The 17,008-nt window shown below is 38.7% G+C and carries 15 protein-coding genes; 7 read left to right on the top strand and 8 right to left on the bottom strand.

Annotated features, from left to right (window positions below; genetic code table 11):
* Positions 1–497: 497 nt before the first annotated feature.
* Positions 498–995, bottom strand: coding sequence for a pentapeptide repeat-containing protein (locus HGD76_RS13665; protein WP_015080299.1), 498 nt, complete (start codon positions 993–995; stop codon positions 498–500).
* Between the two features lie 148 nt (positions 996–1,143).
* Here HGD76_RS13665 and gcvT point away from each other — a divergent pair, with 148 nt between their 5' ends.
* Both gcvT and gcvH read left to right on the top strand, forming a co-directional pair.
* Positions 1,144–2,328 (top strand): glycine cleavage system aminomethyltransferase GcvT, encoded by a 1,185-nt coding sequence (gcvT, locus tag HGD76_RS13660; protein WP_168652315.1) that lies wholly within the window; start codon positions 1,144–1,146, stop codon positions 2,326–2,328.
* 76 nt (positions 2,329–2,404) lie between these two features.
* The gene (gene gcvH / locus HGD76_RS13655) at positions 2,405–2,794 is read left to right on the top strand and encodes a glycine cleavage system protein GcvH (RefSeq protein WP_015080301.1); all 390 of its coding nucleotides are present in this window, start codon (positions 2,405–2,407) and stop codon (positions 2,792–2,794) included.
* A 178-nt stretch (positions 2,795–2,972) separates the two neighbouring features.
* On the opposite strand, the gene HGD76_RS13650 is transcribed toward gcvH, so the two are convergent.
* The 4 genes from HGD76_RS13650 to HGD76_RS13630 form a co-directional block, all read right to left on the bottom strand.
* Complete coding sequence (locus tag HGD76_RS13650; RefSeq protein WP_168653259.1) at positions 2,973–3,794, bottom strand: class I SAM-dependent methyltransferase; 822 nt, start codon at positions 3,792–3,794, stop codon at positions 2,973–2,975.
* Between the two features lie 9 nt (positions 3,795–3,803).
* On the bottom strand, positions 3,804–4,940 hold the full coding sequence (locus HGD76_RS13645; protein ID WP_168653260.1) for a beta-ketoacyl-ACP synthase: 1,137 nt from the start codon (positions 4,938–4,940) through the stop codon (positions 3,804–3,806).
* A 320-nt stretch (positions 4,941–5,260) separates the two neighbouring features.
* On the bottom strand, positions 5,261–6,040 hold the full coding sequence (locus tag HGD76_RS13635; RefSeq protein WP_015080307.1) for a peptidylprolyl isomerase: 780 nt from the start codon (positions 6,038–6,040) through the stop codon (positions 5,261–5,263).
* 133 nt (positions 6,041–6,173) lie between these two features.
* A complete protein-coding gene (locus HGD76_RS13630; RefSeq protein WP_015080308.1) occupies positions 6,174–6,743 on the bottom strand; it encodes a photosystem I assembly protein Ycf4 in 570 nt (189 codons plus the stop codon).
* Here HGD76_RS13630 and HGD76_RS25870 point away from each other — a divergent pair.
* The 5 genes from HGD76_RS25870 to HGD76_RS13610 all read left to right on the top strand — a co-directional run bounded on the left by HGD76_RS25870 (position 6,718) and on the right by HGD76_RS13610 (position 11,918).
* The gene (locus tag HGD76_RS25870; RefSeq protein ID WP_256380211.1) at positions 6,718–6,849 is read left to right on the top strand and encodes a hypothetical protein; all 132 of its coding nucleotides are present in this window, start codon (positions 6,718–6,720) and stop codon (positions 6,847–6,849) included. The two genes, HGD76_RS13630 and HGD76_RS25870, sit on opposite strands and share 26 nt — an antisense overlap.
* Before the next feature lie 667 nt (positions 6,850–7,516).
* The gene (gene psbD / locus HGD76_RS13625; protein ID WP_015080309.1) at positions 7,517–8,572 is read left to right on the top strand and encodes a photosystem II reaction center subunit D2; all 1,056 of its coding nucleotides are present in this window, start codon (positions 7,517–7,519) and stop codon (positions 8,570–8,572) included.
* Positions 8,556–9,938, top strand: a complete 1,383-nt coding sequence (psbC, locus tag HGD76_RS13620) for a photosystem II reaction center protein CP43 (RefSeq protein ID WP_168696112.1) — start codon at positions 8,556–8,558, stop codon at positions 9,936–9,938. Before psbD ends, psbC begins: the two co-directional genes overlap by 17 nt.
* Before the next feature lie 218 nt (positions 9,939–10,156).
* Positions 10,157–11,155, top strand: coding sequence for a hypothetical protein (locus tag HGD76_RS13615; RefSeq protein WP_168696111.1), 999 nt, complete (start codon positions 10,157–10,159; stop codon positions 11,153–11,155).
* Positions 11,156–11,291: 136 nt separating this feature from the next.
* Positions 11,292–11,918, top strand: coding sequence for a Uma2 family endonuclease (locus tag HGD76_RS13610; protein WP_168696110.1), 627 nt, complete (start codon positions 11,292–11,294; stop codon positions 11,916–11,918).
* 12 nt (positions 11,919–11,930) lie between these two features.
* Here HGD76_RS13610 and HGD76_RS13605 read toward each other — a convergent pair whose 3' ends face one another.
* From HGD76_RS13605 to HGD76_RS13595, 3 genes are read right to left on the bottom strand one after another with little or no spacing between them, the layout of a single operon-like run.
* Entirely contained in the window at positions 11,931–12,764 is an 834-nt protein-coding gene (locus tag HGD76_RS13605) for an SWIM zinc finger family protein (protein WP_168696109.1), read from the bottom strand.
* 3 nt (positions 12,765–12,767) lie between these two features.
* The gene (locus HGD76_RS13600; protein ID WP_168696108.1) at positions 12,768–13,730 is read right to left on the bottom strand and encodes a DUF4351 domain-containing protein; all 963 of its coding nucleotides are present in this window, start codon (positions 13,728–13,730) and stop codon (positions 12,768–12,770) included.
* A 7-nt stretch (positions 13,731–13,737) separates the two neighbouring features.
* On the bottom strand, positions 13,738–16,929 hold the full coding sequence (locus HGD76_RS13595) for a sll1366 family intein-prone helicase (protein ID WP_168696107.1): 3,192 nt from the start codon (positions 16,927–16,929) through the stop codon (positions 13,738–13,740).
* Between the last annotated feature and the right edge of the window lie 79 nt (positions 16,930–17,008).

Below are 17,008 nucleotides of genomic sequence, written 5' to 3'. Positions count from 1 at the left end.
TAAACAAAAAAAAGAATTATTCATAACAGTGTTAAAAATCTTTTTATCGGATTTTTATACCAATTCTATTAAAAATGCACTGAATATTAATACCTTCGCCATTGTTCGTAGGTTGGGTTAAGCGACAGCGCAACCCAACGCATTTTTTGGTTTTAAGTAGGTTAGCATTGAAAATCGTCGTTATGGCACTAGGCAAGAGGCAATACTTCGACTTTGCTCAGTAACCAGAGGCAAGAGGCAAGAGTGAAGAGGGTTTGGGCGATTTTACTTTTCGTTACATATTACTCTTCGAGAAGCCGCTCCGCGTCTACGGTTTTTTTCCGTTCACTTACACAGATTGGTTTTATTCTGTTCACCTACTTAGTGCCTGAAGTTGGGTTTGGTCTTTGTTCAACCCAACCTACGAATCAAGGCTTTTTCAAACCTTTAACCTTTAAAGCTCTTACCTTTGCGCCTTTGCGCCTTTGCGTGAGACTAAAATTCATAACCCTGGGGTTTTACTTACATCCTAAAGATGCACGAGTATCTACACCTGTTTTAGAATTTACACCACTGGCATTAATACAGATTTTTTTTATCTGTATCATATCTAGAATTGCATTGGTAAAATCAGCACCAGTAACATCAACCTGATCAAAAGTGGAACGCAACATCATGGCTTCTGTAAAAACTGCATCACTTAAATCAGAATTTTTGAATCTTGATAAATAAGCAATACCTTGACTAAAATCTACACCGTGAAAATTCACAGTATCCAGTAAAGTACCGTTAAATACAGCACCACGTAAATCAGCATTGTTAAAATTAGTATTCTCTAATTTCACACTTGTAAACTCAATCCCAATTAAACTTTGTCCAGAAAAGTCCTTCCCCCCGACTCCCTTGTTAGTAAGAGAATTAGTTACACTCGAAGAGCTTGCAGCTTGCGCTGATAAGGGAAACACAAACAACACTAAGGCTAAAATCAGACTAGCTAATATTGAGCGATACTTCATAATCTTTGCTTAATAAATCTCAACAATTCCACTATTAATCATTAAACCGCAGGAAGGATGCAGAAGTAATTCTCTGCTAAATTACCAGCAATCCCGTAGGATAGATAAATGTTGAGGTGCTATCCCAAGTAAATATAAATAACCACCTGTGGCTAATCAAGAAAATACTCCCCTGTCGGCAGTCGCTCATGGAGGAAACCCTCAAGACCGCGCTGCCTCCCAATCTCTGACGCGAACCCCTTTATATCAAATGGGTGTAGAACTCAAAGCCAGATTCACCAGCTTTGGGGGCTGGGAAATGCCCATACAATACAGCGGTATCACCCAAGAACACCACGCTGTCAGAAATACTGCGGGAATGTTCGATATTTCTCACATGGGCAAATTTACCCTCCAAGGTAAAAACCTGATTTCCCAACTTGAGTATTTAGTTCCTTCCGATTTAAGTCGTTTACAGCCTGGACAAGCGCAATATACCGTCTTACTTAACCCCCAGGGCGGAATCATTGACGACATCATTATTTATTACCAGGATACAGACAGTGCTGGTAAGCAAAATTTAGTCATCATTGTTAACGCCTCAACTACCGACAAAGACAAACAATGGCTATTGGCACATCTTGATCTTGATGTAGTTAAATTTCAAGACCTGTCACAGGATAAAATCTTAATTGCTGTTCAAGGCCCAACAGCTACTCATTCGCTGCAATCCTTAATTTCAGCAGACTTATCACCTATTAAGGCTTTTGGGCATTTAGAAACAACCATTTTTGGAAAACACGCATTCCTCGCCCGGACAGGGTACACTGGCGAAGATGGTTTTGAGGTGATGGTAGATTCATCAGTGGGTATAGATTTGTGGCAGAGTTTATATGATCTTGGTGTTGTGCCTTGCGGACTTGGTTGTAGAGATACATTGCGTTTAGAAGCGGCAATGGCACTTTATGGGCAAGATATTGATGATACCACCACACCGCTAGAAGCTGGTTTGGGTTGGTTAGTACATTTAGATACTAAAGGTGATTTCATTGGTCGGGAAGTTTTAATACAGCAGAAAGCCCAAGGAATGTCCCGTAAACTCATAGGTTTGCAAACACAAGGACGAAATATTGCCCGCCACGGCTACCCTGTATTATCATCAGATCAGGTCGTAGGAGAAGTAACAAGTGGTACTCTCTCACCTACGCTTGGTTATCCCATAGCCTTAGCTTATGTTCCCACCCAGTTAGCAACCCTCAAGCAGCAGCTAGATGTGGAAATTCGCGGCAAGGCTTATCCTGCGGTAGTTGTAAAACGCCCATTTTATCGCTCAAAGAATCGTGTTCCTAACTGATAATCTTTGCGGTTTTTGAGGAATAATGTTGTTTAGGTTACTGTTGTAACACTATTTTTTTAACAGAGAACGTGATATGTCTTTTGAATATCCCCAAGATTTGCGATACTTAGATTCCCATGAATATTTTCGTCTAGATGGCGACATTGCTACTATCGGTATTTCCGAATTTGCTGTTGATCAATTAGGTGATATTGTTTTTTTGGAACTGCCAGAAATTAATGATGTTATCACTCTAAATGACCAATTTGGTACAATTGAATCAGTAAAAGCCGTAGAACACCTGAATTCACCAATCAGCGGTACTGTCATAGAACGGAATCAAGCTGTAATTGACTCTCCTGAAGATATAGCAGAAGATCCCTATGGAGAAGGTTGGTTAATTAAAGTGCGTATTAATGATGCTGCTGAAATAGAAGACGCTATGACAGCAGATAAATATCGCGCTTTGGTAGAAGGTGAGTAAATAATTTAACATTCATATTACTCAAAATGTAGAGATGTTTCCCAGTAACCTCTCTACATATAGCAGGAGTCAGAATTCACTTGATAGCGCAGTGTGGTGGTAGCCATTTTTTGGTTTAGATTTTGGATTGTGAATTCTGGCAATTGCATTTAAATTTAGGTTTTTAGCTACAGTCTGCTTAGGCTTTTTTCGCAACTTGAAAAGCTGAGATATAGGTAATTTGGATATTTCCTCCATAATGATCTTCGATCTTTTTTCGTAATGCTGTAAATAAACAAGTTCTGGTTTCTATATCTAGTTTTAGGTATTGTGTATAGGTGCTTAAAAGCAGTAAAAAGTCATCCATATAATAATTAACTCTACAGACAACTTGTTCGGAAACTAAATTTTTGAATTTACCTGAATCAATGGCTTTTTGTCCTAAAGCTTGCACTATCTCTTTTTGAGTTTCTATATCTTCATATCTGTCTAAAAGTGGAGCATACTTTTGATAAATTTCCCGAAAATTTTGATATATTTCATATTCTGGTTGCGGTGTCATATTCCACAGCAAAATTAAATTACCATGATTCCGTAAAGCTTGAGAAATTTTGCTATTACCAAATTCAGGATTAATCCAATGGTAAGAAGTTGCTGCTAAAACAGCATCAAATTTTCCGGTTTCTAGTTCCCATTCTTCAAAGGTTGTTTGCTGAATTTCCACCTGTGGATAGATTACACAATTTTGTTTTGCTAAATTACAAGCTGCTAAACTTGGTTCTAAACAAATCATAGAAAAACCTAATTGAGCAAATGCTAAAGTTGCATTTCCCGGTCCACAACCTAATTCTAGAATATTGGCTTTGGTGGAAAGTTGAGCTACTTCTACAGCACCATTAATAATTTCTTGTGGATAGCGAGGTCTGAATTTATTATAAACTTCTGCTACATGAGAATACCAGTTTTTTCTAGTTTCTAAATCTTGAGAATATAAGTTTTTTAGTAGTTCCAGTTCTTTCATAATTAATCCTTAATTTCCCAAAGCTATCACGGCATTTTGTCCCCCAAAGCCAAAGCTAAAACATAGCACTTGCTGAATTTTACTTTCTTGTGCTGATGTGATGAAATTTAAATTAAATTCTGGTTGCTGAAGTCCTACACAGGGAGGTAAAATTTGGTTTTGCAATGCCATGAGTGAAAATGCTACACCTAAAGCTCCAGATGCTCCTAATGTATGACCTGTGCTACCTTTTGTGGAACTAATCGCTAATTTTGGTGAAAACAAGTGTTGAATAATTTTACTTTCAATGCGGTCATTTAACTGGGTAGCTGTACCATGAGTGTGAATGTAGTCTATGTCTGTGGGTGAAATGTGACTACGTTCTAAACATTGCTTAATTGCCATGATTGCACTTTTACCTGATGGTTCTGGTGAATTTCCATGATATGCGTCTGCTGTCAAGCCAAAACCTAATATTTCTCCATAAATCTTGGCTTGTCTTTGGGTGGCTAATTCCGCAGATTCGAGAATCAAAACAGCACCACCTTCACCTAGTACCAAGCCTTCTCGCTGCAAATCAAAGGGATAAGCTCCTGTTTTGGCTAAAGCCCCCATTTGCCTAAATCCGGCAATTGTCAGGGGGGTTATGGGTGCTTCTATTGCTCCTGTAATTGCTCGTTGGTATTGCCCAGTTTTGATCAACATTGTAGCTTGAGCGATCGCCCAAATTCCCGTTGCACAAGCCGCCATTGGGGCTAAAACTGCTGCTGTTGCCCCAATTTGTCGCGCTACAGCGATCGCATTCATCTGAGGTAAAGTATTTAACCAATTATCTAAGTTTAATTCTGCCTCTTCCTGATACATCTGTCGCGCCATGATCTCCCAAGATGCTTGATAACTCCGACTAGAACCAATTACCACCGCGCAATCAGGTAAAGGCGTTATTAATTGAGCATCTTGTAAAGCTGAGTTAACAACTATTTCCGTGAGTGTATTTAATAAAGAGGGTTTTTCAGCAATTAATCCCAGAGGAATTATTCCCAATTCTGGAAATAGTTGATGTAATTTAATTCCCGTTTTTCCTAATAGTAAATCTCGCCAACTACCCTCCAAGCTTTTACCTAAAGCGGAAACTAAACCAATCCCAGTCACAACAACTCTAACCAATTTTAGATCTTATATAAAAATACATGAAGAAGGAGTCAGAAGTCAGAAGTCAGGAGTAAGAATACTTGTAAAATTACGAAACAACTTTAGGCTAGTACCGCAGGGCGGAATTAAAAATTAACAATTAAAAATTAAAAAGCAGATGGTATAAGCTTTTCAGGGATTTTTAATGGTTGCTTAACTTACGCCGTATTGTGCTAGTTATCAATTATTTTGACAACTGACCACTGTACGGGCGAAGCATTTGGAGAACTATTTTTGGCAATGACCGATAATTTATCTTCCAAATGCTTCGCCCCTACTGACAACTGACAACTAAACTATGGAGCAGTTTTTAGATTTTCCGCGCCTTGAGTAACTTTTGCCGATACAATGCGATCGCCTTGCTCAATTTTGTTCACTACCTCAAAACCTTTGGTAACATTACCAAACACCGCATAGTTACCATCCAAGAACGATAAATCTGCTAAAGCAAAGTAAAATTGAGCAGAAGCAGAATCAGTTGGTTGTGATCTAGCCATAGCGATCGCCCCTTGCTTATGCTGTAACACAGGCTTTTCAGTAATTGTTTTACTGTAAATAGGCTCTTTTGCGCCTTTTGGTTTAATTTCTAACGGTATCCGGCGCTCATTCCCAGTTTTAGGATCAATAAAACCACCTGTTCCCAGTCTATTTTCGGGAAATTTCGGATCTTTACCTTGGGGATCTCCACCTTGAACCACAAAAGGTTGAGGTTCACGGACAACACGATGGAATGCTAAACCGTCATAAACGCCTTTTTGAACCAAATCCACAAAATTACCCGCAGTAATTGGTGCATTTGTGCCATCTATTTCAATTGTAATTGATTGGGGGTTAACTACTTCTCCACGCTTCACCGTCATCACCACCGTAGCTTTACCCTCAAGGCGTGGTAAACCTTTGGTTCCAGGAATACTCTCACTAACAGTTTCTGATACTGTTTGTGCGCTAGTAGTAGCACTGGTAGTAGTTGCCGTTGGGGATGAATTAGAAGATGTTGTACTACCAGTACATCCTCCCAAAGTCAAAGAGCCAATCATCAACAGAACTACAAAAAATTGTGGAAATTTTAACCGCATTGTTAGTGACTGCATTAAACAAAATATCTTCATCTTTTCTGGCCAATTATTCCTTATATCCCCAGATCCCCGACTTCTTAGAGAAGTCGGGGATCTTATGTTATGGATCTTATTGTTCACCAATCCAAAATCCCTAGAGTCCTTCTAAGGATACTCCTAAAAAACGGGCTAATTCTGCACCTTGGGTTTCCAAATCTGCCAAAGATAACGGTTGACCTACTCGTGTGAGGGGAATATCTCTTCTACCCTTAACCCTAAGATACAAAGCACGTTGAGGATTCAGACCTTCTTTAATCACAATCCTGACAGATTGTACATCTGCAATCCTGCCGTCAATTTGGATTTGACGGTTTTTCCCTGGAAACCCCCAACGAAAGATTTTTAATGTCCCCGTTTCCCGATTGAACTCATTATAACCGCCGCCTAAATCCCACAGCACCACGAGCCACAGATATGTAGCTAATAGCAAGCCAGCAGAACCATATAGTCCCATCACCAATCCTTGAGGGACAAATATTAGTTGTGTTGCATCAGTAACTATGAGTAAATTAACTTTGAGATAACTAGAGATCCCAGCTAAGAAAAAACCACTGGCTCCCATAGTTACAATGCTTGCCCACCAGTAGTTACTAAACCGACGTGAACCAAGAACCTTTTGAGAGAGGAGGTTCTCGCTTTTGTTAATTGTTGTTGATACGGTCATTAAACTGCCTTGGACTATCTTTCTCAAGTCTGCCACTGAAGCAGTCTGGATTGCAAGTTATCAAAGAATTGAGCAGAAATTTTATCCTGAACTTGAAGGATTTTAGGCCGCAGGGCCTGCGCCCCTAGGAAGATTTCTGAGAAAACCTATGTCCAATTGTTAAAATTCTGATATGGATAGAGAATATTTAACTTCCTGTTCCATATCCAGCCCAAACCCTGAGGAATGTGATAAGTTAATAATCATTACGCTACCACAATCTAAATTGCCGGTTAACGGTAGCTAATCATGGCCTAATTTATCAGGTAAATGCCGAAAACCACTGAAAAACAGCAACGCAGTTGAGTATGTTCGTGCTTTAGGGGATGAAGGCTAGAAACAGGATTTATCCTGCACTAAAAATGGTAAAATGCCGTTATCAGTACAAGATTTAAAAACCTACCCCCGGACTGTGGGAAAGTCTACGCCCGAAAAACCTTGAGGAGATATCAGCACGCCTAAAGGGCAAATGTGTTGAGCCTGGGAACCTTAGAAATAAGGATATTAAGAGCGTCATCTCTTAAGAATCCCCTCGGCTTTAGCCAGGGGAGTGTCAAGAGAAATGATCACTTTGTCAAGTAGTCAGTTCTCACAATCTTAGCTTCTGCAAGGCTGCTGGGTTTGTAAAAAAAAAACGTTGAATTCCTCACGGCAGATGATATAAATCAGTAAAACTGTGGAAACACTGCTTAAAAAAACGGGGCAATTTTAGTAAAAACGAGGATTTTAGTTAAATGACCATCGCAGTTGGACGCGCCCCTAGTAGAGGGTGGTTTGACGTATTAGACGACTGGCTAAAGCGCGATCGCTTCGTATTCGTAGGTTGGTCAGGAATATTATTATTCCCCTGTGCCTTCCTCGCATTAGGCGGTTGGCTGACCGGTACAACATTCGTCACTTCCTGGTACACCCACGGACTAGCATCTTCTTACTTAGAAGGAGCTAACTTTTTAACAGTAGCAGTATCCACACCAGCCAACAGCATGGGGCATTCCCTGTTGTTCCTGTGGGGTCCTGAAGCTCAAGGTGACTTCACCCGTTGGATTCAACTCGGTGGTTTGTGGCCTTTCGTAGCCCTACATGGCGCATTCGGTTTGATTGGCTTCATGCTACGCCAATTTGAAGTAGCCCGTCTCGTCGGTCTGCGTCCTTATAACGCTCTTGCTTTCTCCGGTCCTATCGCCGTATTCGTCAGCGTGTTCCTGATGTATCCTTTAGGACAATCTAGCTGGTTCTTTGCACCTAGCTTTGGAGTAGCCGCAATTTTCCGTTTCCTCTTATTCTTGCAAGGTTTCCACAACTGGACACTCAACCCCTTCCACATGATGGGTGTAGCGGGAATCTTAGGTGGAGCTTTACTTTGTGCTATTCACGGTGCCACAGTAGAAAACACCCTATTTGAAGATGGTGAAGGATCAAATACCTTCCGCGCCTTCAACCCCACCCAAGCTGAAGAAACCTACTCCATGGTGACAGCAAACCGTTTCTGGTCACAGATTTTCGGAGTTGCTTTCTCCAACAAACGTTGGTTACACTTCTTCATGTTGTTTGTCCCTGTGACAGGCTTGTGGATGAGTTCCATTGGTATCGTTGGTTTAGCATTAAACCTCCGGGCTTATGACTTCGTTTCCCAAGAATTACGGGCAGCCGAAGACCCAGAGTTTGAAACTTTCTATACCAAAAACATTTTACTAAACGAGGGTATCCGCGCTTGGATGGCTCCTCAAGATCAACCCCACGAACAGTTCGTATTCCCAGAGGAGGTACTCCCACGTGGTAACGCTCTCTAATAGAGTTATTAGTGGTGGACGCGACCAAGAATCCAGCGGCTTCGCTTGGTGGTCTGGCAACGCCCGTTTAATCAATTTATCTGGTAAACTACTTGGCGCTCACGTAGCCCATGCTGGTTTAATCGTCTTCTGGGCTGGAGCAATGACTTTGTTTGAAGTCTCTCACTTCGTCCCAGAGAAGCCTATGTATGAACAAGGCTTGATTCTGCTTCCTCACCTCGCCACACTTGGTTGGGGCGTTGGTGCAGGTGGTGAAGTTTTTGATACATTCCCATATTTTGTTGTCGGTGTACTTCACTTAATTTCCTCCGCAGTTCTAGGCTTTGGCGGTATTTATCATGCCGTTCGTGGTCCGGAAACCTTAGAAGAATATTCTTCTTTCTTTGGTTATGACTGGAAAGACAAGAACAAAATGACCAACATCATCGGCTTCCACCTGATCATCTTAGGATGTGGTGCGTTGTTGTTGGTGCTGAAGGCTATGTTCTTTGGTGGAGTTTATGATACATGGGCTCCAGGTGGTGGTGATGTGCGTGTGATCACTAATCCCACACTCAACCCCGCTGTTATCTTTGGCTATTTAATTAAAGCTCCCTTCGGTGGCGAAGGCTGGATTATTAGCGTTGATAACATGGAAGATCTTATCGGCGGTCACATCTGGATTGCTTTCACTTGTATTGCCGGTGGTATTTGGCACATCTTCACTAAGCCTTTTGCTTGGGCGCGTCGGGCTTTGATCTGGTCAGGTGAAGCTTATCTTTCCTATAGCATAGGTGCTCTTTCCTTGATGGGCTTTATCGCTTCTATCATGGTTTGGTATAACAACACTGCATACCCCAGCGAATTCTTTGGTCCTACGGCTGCGGAAGCTTCACAAGCTCAAGCCTTAACCTTCTTGATTCGTGACCAACGCTTGGGTGCTAACGTCGGTTCTGCACAAGGTCCCACAGGTCTAGGTAAATACCTCATGCGCTCTCCTTCTGGTGAAATCATCTTTGGTGGTGAAACCATGCGCTTCTGGGATTTCCGTGGTCCTTGGTTAGAGCCTCTTCGTGGCCCCAACGGTCTTGATTTGGAAAAAATCAAGAATGATATTCAGCCTTGGCAAGCTCGTCGTGCCGCTGAATACATGACTCACGCGCCTTTGGGTTCTTTGAACTCTGTGGGTGGTGTAGCTACGGAAATTAACTCCTTTAACTATGTGTCTCCTCGCGCTTGGTTGGCGTGTTCACACTTCGTTTTAGGATTCTTCTTCCTGATTGGTCACTTGTGGCACGCAGGCCGCGCCCGTGCTGCTGCTGGTGGGTTCGAGAAGGGTATTAACCGTGAAACAGAACCAGTAATGTTTATGCCTGACCTCGACTAGGTTTTTATCAGCTTAATTTCATTACTGACAATATAATGCTTTTGATAGCTCTTGCCTCACCGCAAGGGCTTTTTTTGTAGTTTTCTGTGTAAGTTCACACATTAAGCTTTGTTAAGCAAAAGTAAAAATTTAAAATAAATTTTGCACAGGTACTTACAATAATTAAACATTGCTGCTAATATATAATGTAACAAATCAATCTTACTCAGGGTTAAGCAATGAATAAGCTAAAGTTCGGCACATCTGTATTAACAGTTGCTGCTGGTTTGGTAATGGGGACATCAATAAATCAAGTTGTTATAGCTGAGGAAGTTGTTGTAGAACCAATTACTCAGCCAGTAGTTACAAATGAAGTTATTGCCACATCAATCACTCCTGAAAAAACTGAAACTCATCCTCAACCAGGAACTTTCAGTTATAGTGCTGGTGATTTACTGGCAAAAAGACCACTGGATTTAGATATATTTTGCAAAAGTTATCCTTTAAATTCTCGCTGTACTGAGCGTTCTACTCCATCAAAACCACAGGGGGGAGAGTCAAAACCTACTCAAGAATCTAAACCTAGCGAAGAAATGAGCCAAACTTCTGTAAAAACTAGAGGTTGGGCAATTACACCTGAAATTAGTACATTAGGTGTTGGTGCAACAGTCACTAAGTCCATAACACCTAATGTCAATGCTAAATTAGGCATTAATGGCTTAGGTATAAGTAGAGATATTAGCTTGTCCGATGTTGATTATAAAGCTAACCTCAACCTATTTAATGTGTCTACCCTCGCTGACTACCATCCCTGGAAAAATGGCGGTTTCCGTTTGACTGGAGGCTTAGTATTTCAGGACAATAATATAGAAGGAACTGGGAAACCCAAGAATGGTGTGACCATTAGGATCAATAACAAAGACTATAACAGCAAAACTGTGCTTACATCATTGAACGCTAAAGTTTCCTTTGAAAATAGTGTAGCACCATATATTGGACTGGGTTGGGGTAATGCTGTGAAACCTGGTAAACGTTGGGGATTTTCGGCAAATTTAGGGGCAATGTTTTCTGGCTCCCCAAAGGTATCATTAACACCTGGGTTTGGTCCAGATGCAACGCCTGCTTTACGAGCGGAAATTAATAGTAACATCGAAGCAGAAAGGAAAAAACAAGAAAGTGATCTGAATTGGTTGAATATTTATCCTGTTTTTTCTCTTGGTATTTCTTACCAATTCTAGTTGACAATTTAGGGTGTGTCAGATGTTGAAAATATATTCATTATTACTGAGTTATCAACTTTGACGCACCCTAAAAAAATCCGAATTTTCATTTGCTATAATTAAATTAACTTGTATTTTATTCTTAGATATACAAATGATCATCACCAAACATCGCGCTGATAGAGTTATGCTTTATAACATCGGTTGGCAACAATTTGAGAATCTGTTGCAAGATTTGGGAGAACATCGGGCGGCTAGAGTGGCTTATGATGATGGAAATTTGGAAATTATGACACCTTTACCAGAACACGAGTATTATAAAAAAGTTATCAGCACTGCGGTTGAAGATATTGCCGAAGAGTTGAATTTAGACTATGAAAGTTTGGGTTCTACCACGTGGAAGCAAGAACGCAAAATGGCAGGAATTGAAGCTGATGATTGTTTTTATTTTCAAAATGAAGCATTAGTTAGGGGTCGGTTAGATTTAGATTTGCAAAAAGATCCACCTCCTGATTTGGCTTTAGAAATTGATGTTACTAGTAAATCTTTAAATCGGTTTTCTATTTATGCTCGTTTGGGAATTCCTGAGATTTGGTGTTATGATTCTGGCGAATTGAAGATTTACCTTTTGCAAGCTGGGGAATATCTGGAATCTGAGAAAAGTTTAGTATTTCCTAGTTTAGAAATTCGGGATTTACCACAAATAATTGAACAAAATCGGGCAAATGGTAGAAGGGCAATTAGAAAAGCTGTTAGGGAATGGGTAAGGAGTAAAAAGTAAGAGAAGAAAAACTTATTGTCCCACATTCATCGCTGCTAGAAATGCCTTTTGACTCACATCTTGATAAATGGCTTTTAAATATTTCATCACCAATTCACTAGCAGGTAAATTAGTTGTATTTTCCTCATCTTTCGCTAAGGGAATTGTCCCTAATACATCTAATACTGTTTCACTAACAGCAGGTGAAATAACTACTAAAGACGATTCTAACGGCTGATTATATTGCCAAAAATCATCTATTTTAACAGGATATTGATATTCAGAAACTTCTGGTTGAATTGCCGATATTTCCTGAATTGTTTCTACATTTTTAGTGCTGCGTAATTGACGTAAATCGCTGATAATTTGCTCTTTGGTACGTCCACGTAATTGAAATAATACAAATGGATCTTCACTAAAGCGATCGCCTAATTGATAATATACTGCACCTATATGTTTACAAGGAACGGCTTTATCAGGACAGGAACATTTACTGTGAACATCAGTCAGAGTAAAGGGAAACAATGATAAACCATTACTGATAAAAACTTCTTCAATATTTTGTGGCATTTCCCCCGCTAATAACTTAGCCGCAAAAATCGCCTTTTGAGACATTGTTTCCACCACATAACCCCATTCTTCCTCACTAAAAGCATCAAGAGATAAAGAAACTTTATAAGGTTCTGCTTCACTACCTTGGACTCTAGCTAATACTTTTGCAGCTTTAAATTTAATACTCTGAACATTTCCTTGTCGAGAATAATTTCTTGCCCGTTCTAAGCGCTTTTTAAATCGGTAAGAATCCAGTAAATCTAGCCATCTTTGTGACCACCATTCCCGACTTGCTTGTAAGGTTTCATTATTCATATATCAAAGATTATCTAACCAATTTTGTAAGTCTTTTTCAGTCTCTAAATCAAATATTGCCTCTCCTAAAGCTTCAATGATTTCTATATTTAAATTTCTAATTTTCGTTGCTAATTCTAGATCAATTTGTCCAAATTTCCTATTAATTAAACGGAGAATTAAATTTTTTTCTCTTTCAATTCCTCTTTCAATTCCTCTTTCAATACCTTTTTCAATACCTTTTTCAATTCCCTTTTCAATTCCTTCTTCCATCCAACTGGTGACAATTTGCATAACTTCCTCCTTTTCTTCTTTAATTAATGTGCCTATTTCTGTTTGAAATTTCTCTTCTTCTATTTTATTCAATCTCAAATATGTGTCAATGAAACCTGATATTAATTGCATTTTGGCTGGATTTAATTTTAAGGTGACCAATAACCTTAAACATTCTGCTTTGACTTTTGGCCTATCTTCTGGCACTATGCTCATTTTTGACATCAAAGCCGATGCAACTGGATTTGGACGGGCTAAAAAGTCTCGCCAGTTGAGTTGATTCAGTTGCACTACTTGATAATTAAATTTTAGCACTTGAAAATCAGGAAAGTTGATTTGATAGTTATTTACGGCTACGGTTTTGGGTGAGTCGTAGGAAAATATCACTATGGGATATATTGGTAAGTCCAATTTTTCATCTAATCTGGCAAAATAACGAAACATTCTTTGATTAAATTTCGGTCTTGCACCTGATTCGGCTTCAATATGAATCACAAAATAAGAAGGTTGACCTAAAAATTTAACTTTGGCTATCAGGTCGGTTTCATATTTGTCTCCTGCGGTAACATCAGTAAATATTTCCTTGTCTAAGAATATAATTGATTCTGTGTCTATATATTCGAGAACTTGAGGAAAGAATAATTCTATAAATTCTATGAAAAAAGTTGATATTAGTTCTTTGAATAAGCGGTCATGGTCTATGTTTTCTGTCATATCTTCCTTAAACTTCATCTTCTTCGATGACTGCATTCCGATCTAATATTAATAAGTTGCGAAGTTGGTCTGTATCCATTTCCGTTAACCAATCTTCTCCTGCACCTACTACTTGTTCTGCGAGTTGTTTTTTACTTTCTATCATATCATTAATTTTTTCTTCTAAAGTCCCAGTACAGACGAATTTATGAACTTGAACATTGCGAGTTTGACCAATTCTAAATACTCTGTCTGTGGCTTGATTTTCCACTGCGGGATTCCACCATCTATCAAAGTGAAATACATGATTTGCCCTAGTTAAATTTAAGCCCACACCACCAGCTTTTAACGATAAAATCATAATTGGTGGTCCTTGGGGGTCATGTTGGAATCTATCAATCATTTCTTCTCTTTGTTTTTTGCTGGTACTACCATATAAAAAGAATATTTCCCGTCCTAATTTCTTTTCTAAATAAGGTTTTAGCAATTTACCCCATTCAGCAAATTGTGTGAAAATTAAAGCGCGGTCTTCTTCTACTAAAACTTCATCTAACATTTCCTCTAGTCGTTGTAATTTAGCTGAATGATGTTTTTCTAAAGTTGCTAATTTTAAATATTGAGAAGGATGATTACATATCTGTTTTAGCTTCACTAATAATCCTAAAATCATCCCCCGACGTTGTAACCCTTCCGCAGATTCAATTGCTACTAAAGATTCATCTACTAATTGTTGATATAGTGTAGCTTGTTCGGAAGTTAAGCCACAAAAAACCGTCATTTCTTGCTTATCTGGCAAGTCTTGAATAATGTCTTTATCACTTTTTAACCGTCGCAGAATAAAAGGTTGAACTAAAGAACGTAATTGATTTAAAGAAGCAGTATCACCATACTTTTCAATCGGCATAGCAAACCGTCTTTGGAAAAATTGTTTATTACCTAAATAACCGGGATTAAGGAAATCTAAAATAGACCATAATTCTTGTAATCTATTTTCTACAGGTGTACCAGTTAAAGCAATCCGAAATGTGGTTTCTAATTGCCGGACGGCTTGTGATTGTTTTGCTTCGGAATTCTTGATATTTTGGGCTTCGTCTAAAACAATTATTTGCCATTCAATTACTTTCAATAACTTAATATCGCGGTGAATCAGTGCATAGCTAGTAATTACTATATCGTGTTTATTAACTGCTTCTGTAAATGCTTTACCTTTAGGGCGTTTATCACCGTGATATTCTAAAACTTTGATTGTGGGGGCAAATTTTTTGACTTCTTTTTGCCAATTGCCCATAACTGAAGTAGGACATACTAAAAGCGTCGGTTTTTCTAATGCGTTTTGTTCTTGGAGATGAAGTAGGAAAACTATAAACTGTACCGACTTACCTAATCCCATATCGTCCGCTAAACAAGCGCCCAAACCCCATCTTTCTAAAAACGCTAACCAAGCTACACCACGTTCTTGATAAGGTCTTAATTGTCCGGTAAAATTGCCAGGAGTTGGTAAAGTTTGAATTTCTTGATTATTAGTTAATGTCCCAATTAATTCTTCCAATGCACCAGAAGCTTCAAAACTGACAACAGGTAATTTTTCAATTACTTGAGTATCTCCTTTACTAATGCGTAAAGCATCTTCTAAGGAAAGAGACATTTGTTCTTTACGGGAACTAAAAAAGGTTTGGGCAGTTTTAATATCTTGGGGACGCAATTCTACCCATCCACCATTAATTTCGACTAAAGGACTATTTAATTTTACCAGTTTATCAAACTGAACTTTAGAAATTGTTTGTCCACCAATTGCCAAATGCCATTGAAAATTTAATAAACTTTGTAAACCCAAGCGTCCTGATTTTTGTTGAGGAGTTTCGGCACTAATTTTTAACCCTAAACGATTTGCCCACCCTTCCCGATTTGCTAAACTAGGAGGTAAAATTACGCCTAAACCACTATCTTCAAATTTCCAAGTTACAGCTTTGATAAATTCATAAGCTTCCATGGGGGTAAGGTGACAAAATTCGGGAGATGCGGTTTCTAAACTGGGGGTAATTATCGGATACAATCGAGAAGCTAAACCCAAACCTCGCAAAAATGTTTCTTGAGGTTGTGCGATTGTGCGATTTTGATAAACTAATTTTTCTACAGATTGATGCCAAATTGTCGCTGCGTCTATTAAAAATTCTGGGTTATCTGCTGCTTGGAGAAAATATTTTAAAGTCCAATTTGGGTCTTCATTTTCTGGAGGCAGTAATTGAAAACAAGTTCTAAATAAAGCCTTACCTGTAAGTTGATATTGTAATGGTAAAGTCCAAGCTTTTAACGTAGTTTCTAAACGTTCTCCTCCTGCTGCATCAATTATATTATTTTCATTAATTAATCCTTGTAACCATTGCTGTAATGCCGCAGGTAAGGACATCATGATTCTAGGTTCAAGAGGAGATTGAGAACCAACCATTAACCGCAATTGATTATCTGTAATATTATTGAGAAATGATAATATAATTTCTTGAGGTAATAATGGTAAATCAATTGCTATATTTTCGGTAGTTTGTTGATATGTTCGACAAGCTAAGGGCATTTGTGAGGAGAATTTCTCTAACCTAGTGACATCTACAGCACTATCTAAAAGTACCTGCCATTTGGCAATTAAATTACTATCTTGTTTTTCAACAGTTGGTAAGAATTTACAACGAGAAATTAAGTCTAAATGCCATCTATAAATATGTACCCAAAAATGAATATCTGCACCTAATAAGGCTGCTTTACTATCATTTGCACTCAAAGGTAAAGATGTGAGAAATTGAATTGCTAATGCCGGAGTGAGACAAAAACCATCAATTTGCCAAGGATGTAAATATTGCGAAGATGGAGAATCTATATCTACGCTGACAGAATGAACTGGAGAAATTGTGGTTAACCCTGATTTCTTATTTTCTAAAAAATAAGTTGGTAAAGAAATTATTTGTGAATGAATAGGTAATTTTGTTTCTGTTGCTGATTTACTTTTAATTCTTTGTTTAGTATTATTAGATGGTTGAATTAAATGAGCAATTAATAAATTAGATGCTTCTAACCATTCATTTAATTGCCCTGATGTCATAGCCAATGGATGTAAAGGAATTTCAGCAAATACTTCAGTTTGTACCTGTGAAGAACGCCAAGTTTCTCCCCAAATAAAGAAATAGCTATTTTGATTATTTATTATCCAAGTTCCGTGTAAAATTGCCATGTTTAAATATACTAATTATTTTTTTAATTGTTCTGTTGCATCTTGAGGTAGAGCGGAAGATACTGAATCTGTCCCTCCA

It is taken from the genome of Dolichospermum flos-aquae CCAP 1403/13F (genome assembly GCF_012516395.1).
GTDB lineage: Bacteria > Cyanobacteriota > Cyanobacteriia > Cyanobacteriales > Nostocaceae > Dolichospermum > Dolichospermum lemmermannii.
This window is presented reverse-complemented; position numbering and strand designations above follow the sequence as displayed.

What these genes read in the sequence shown, in the direction of transcription:
- HGD76_RS13610 (WP_168696110.1), top strand. Translation starts at nt 11,292, where the DNA reads ATGATCATCACCAAACATCGCGCTGATAGAGTTATGCTTTATAACATC.
- HGD76_RS13595 (WP_168696107.1), bottom strand. Translation starts at nt 16,929, where the DNA reads ATGGCAATTTTACACGGAACTTGGATAATAAATAATCAAAATAGCTAT.
- psbD (WP_015080309.1), top strand. Translation starts at nt 7,517, where the DNA reads ATGACCATCGCAGTTGGACGCGCCCCTAGTAGAGGGTGGTTTGACGTA.
- HGD76_RS13635 (WP_015080307.1), bottom strand. Translation starts at nt 6,040, where the DNA reads ATGCGGTTAAAATTTCCACAATTTTTTGTAGTTCTGTTGATGATTGGC.
- HGD76_RS13630 (WP_015080308.1), bottom strand. Translation starts at nt 6,743, where the DNA reads ATGACCGTATCAACAACAATTAACAAAAGCGAGAACCTCCTCTCTCAA.
- gcvH (WP_015080301.1), top strand. Translation starts at nt 2,405, where the DNA reads ATGTCTTTTGAATATCCCCAAGATTTGCGATACTTAGATTCCCATGAA.
- HGD76_RS13600 (WP_168696108.1), bottom strand. Translation starts at nt 13,730, where the DNA reads ATGACAGAAAACATAGACCATGACCGCTTATTCAAAGAACTAATATCA.
- HGD76_RS13605 (WP_168696109.1), bottom strand. Translation starts at nt 12,764, where the DNA reads ATGAATAATGAAACCTTACAAGCAAGTCGGGAATGGTGGTCACAAAGA.
- HGD76_RS13665 (WP_015080299.1), bottom strand. Translation starts at nt 995, where the DNA reads ATGAAGTATCGCTCAATATTAGCTAGTCTGATTTTAGCCTTAGTGTTG.
- HGD76_RS13650 (WP_168653259.1), bottom strand. Translation starts at nt 3,794, where the DNA reads ATGAAAGAACTGGAACTACTAAAAAACTTATATTCTCAAGATTTAGAA.
- HGD76_RS13615 (WP_168696111.1), top strand. Translation starts at nt 10,157, where the DNA reads ATGAATAAGCTAAAGTTCGGCACATCTGTATTAACAGTTGCTGCTGGT.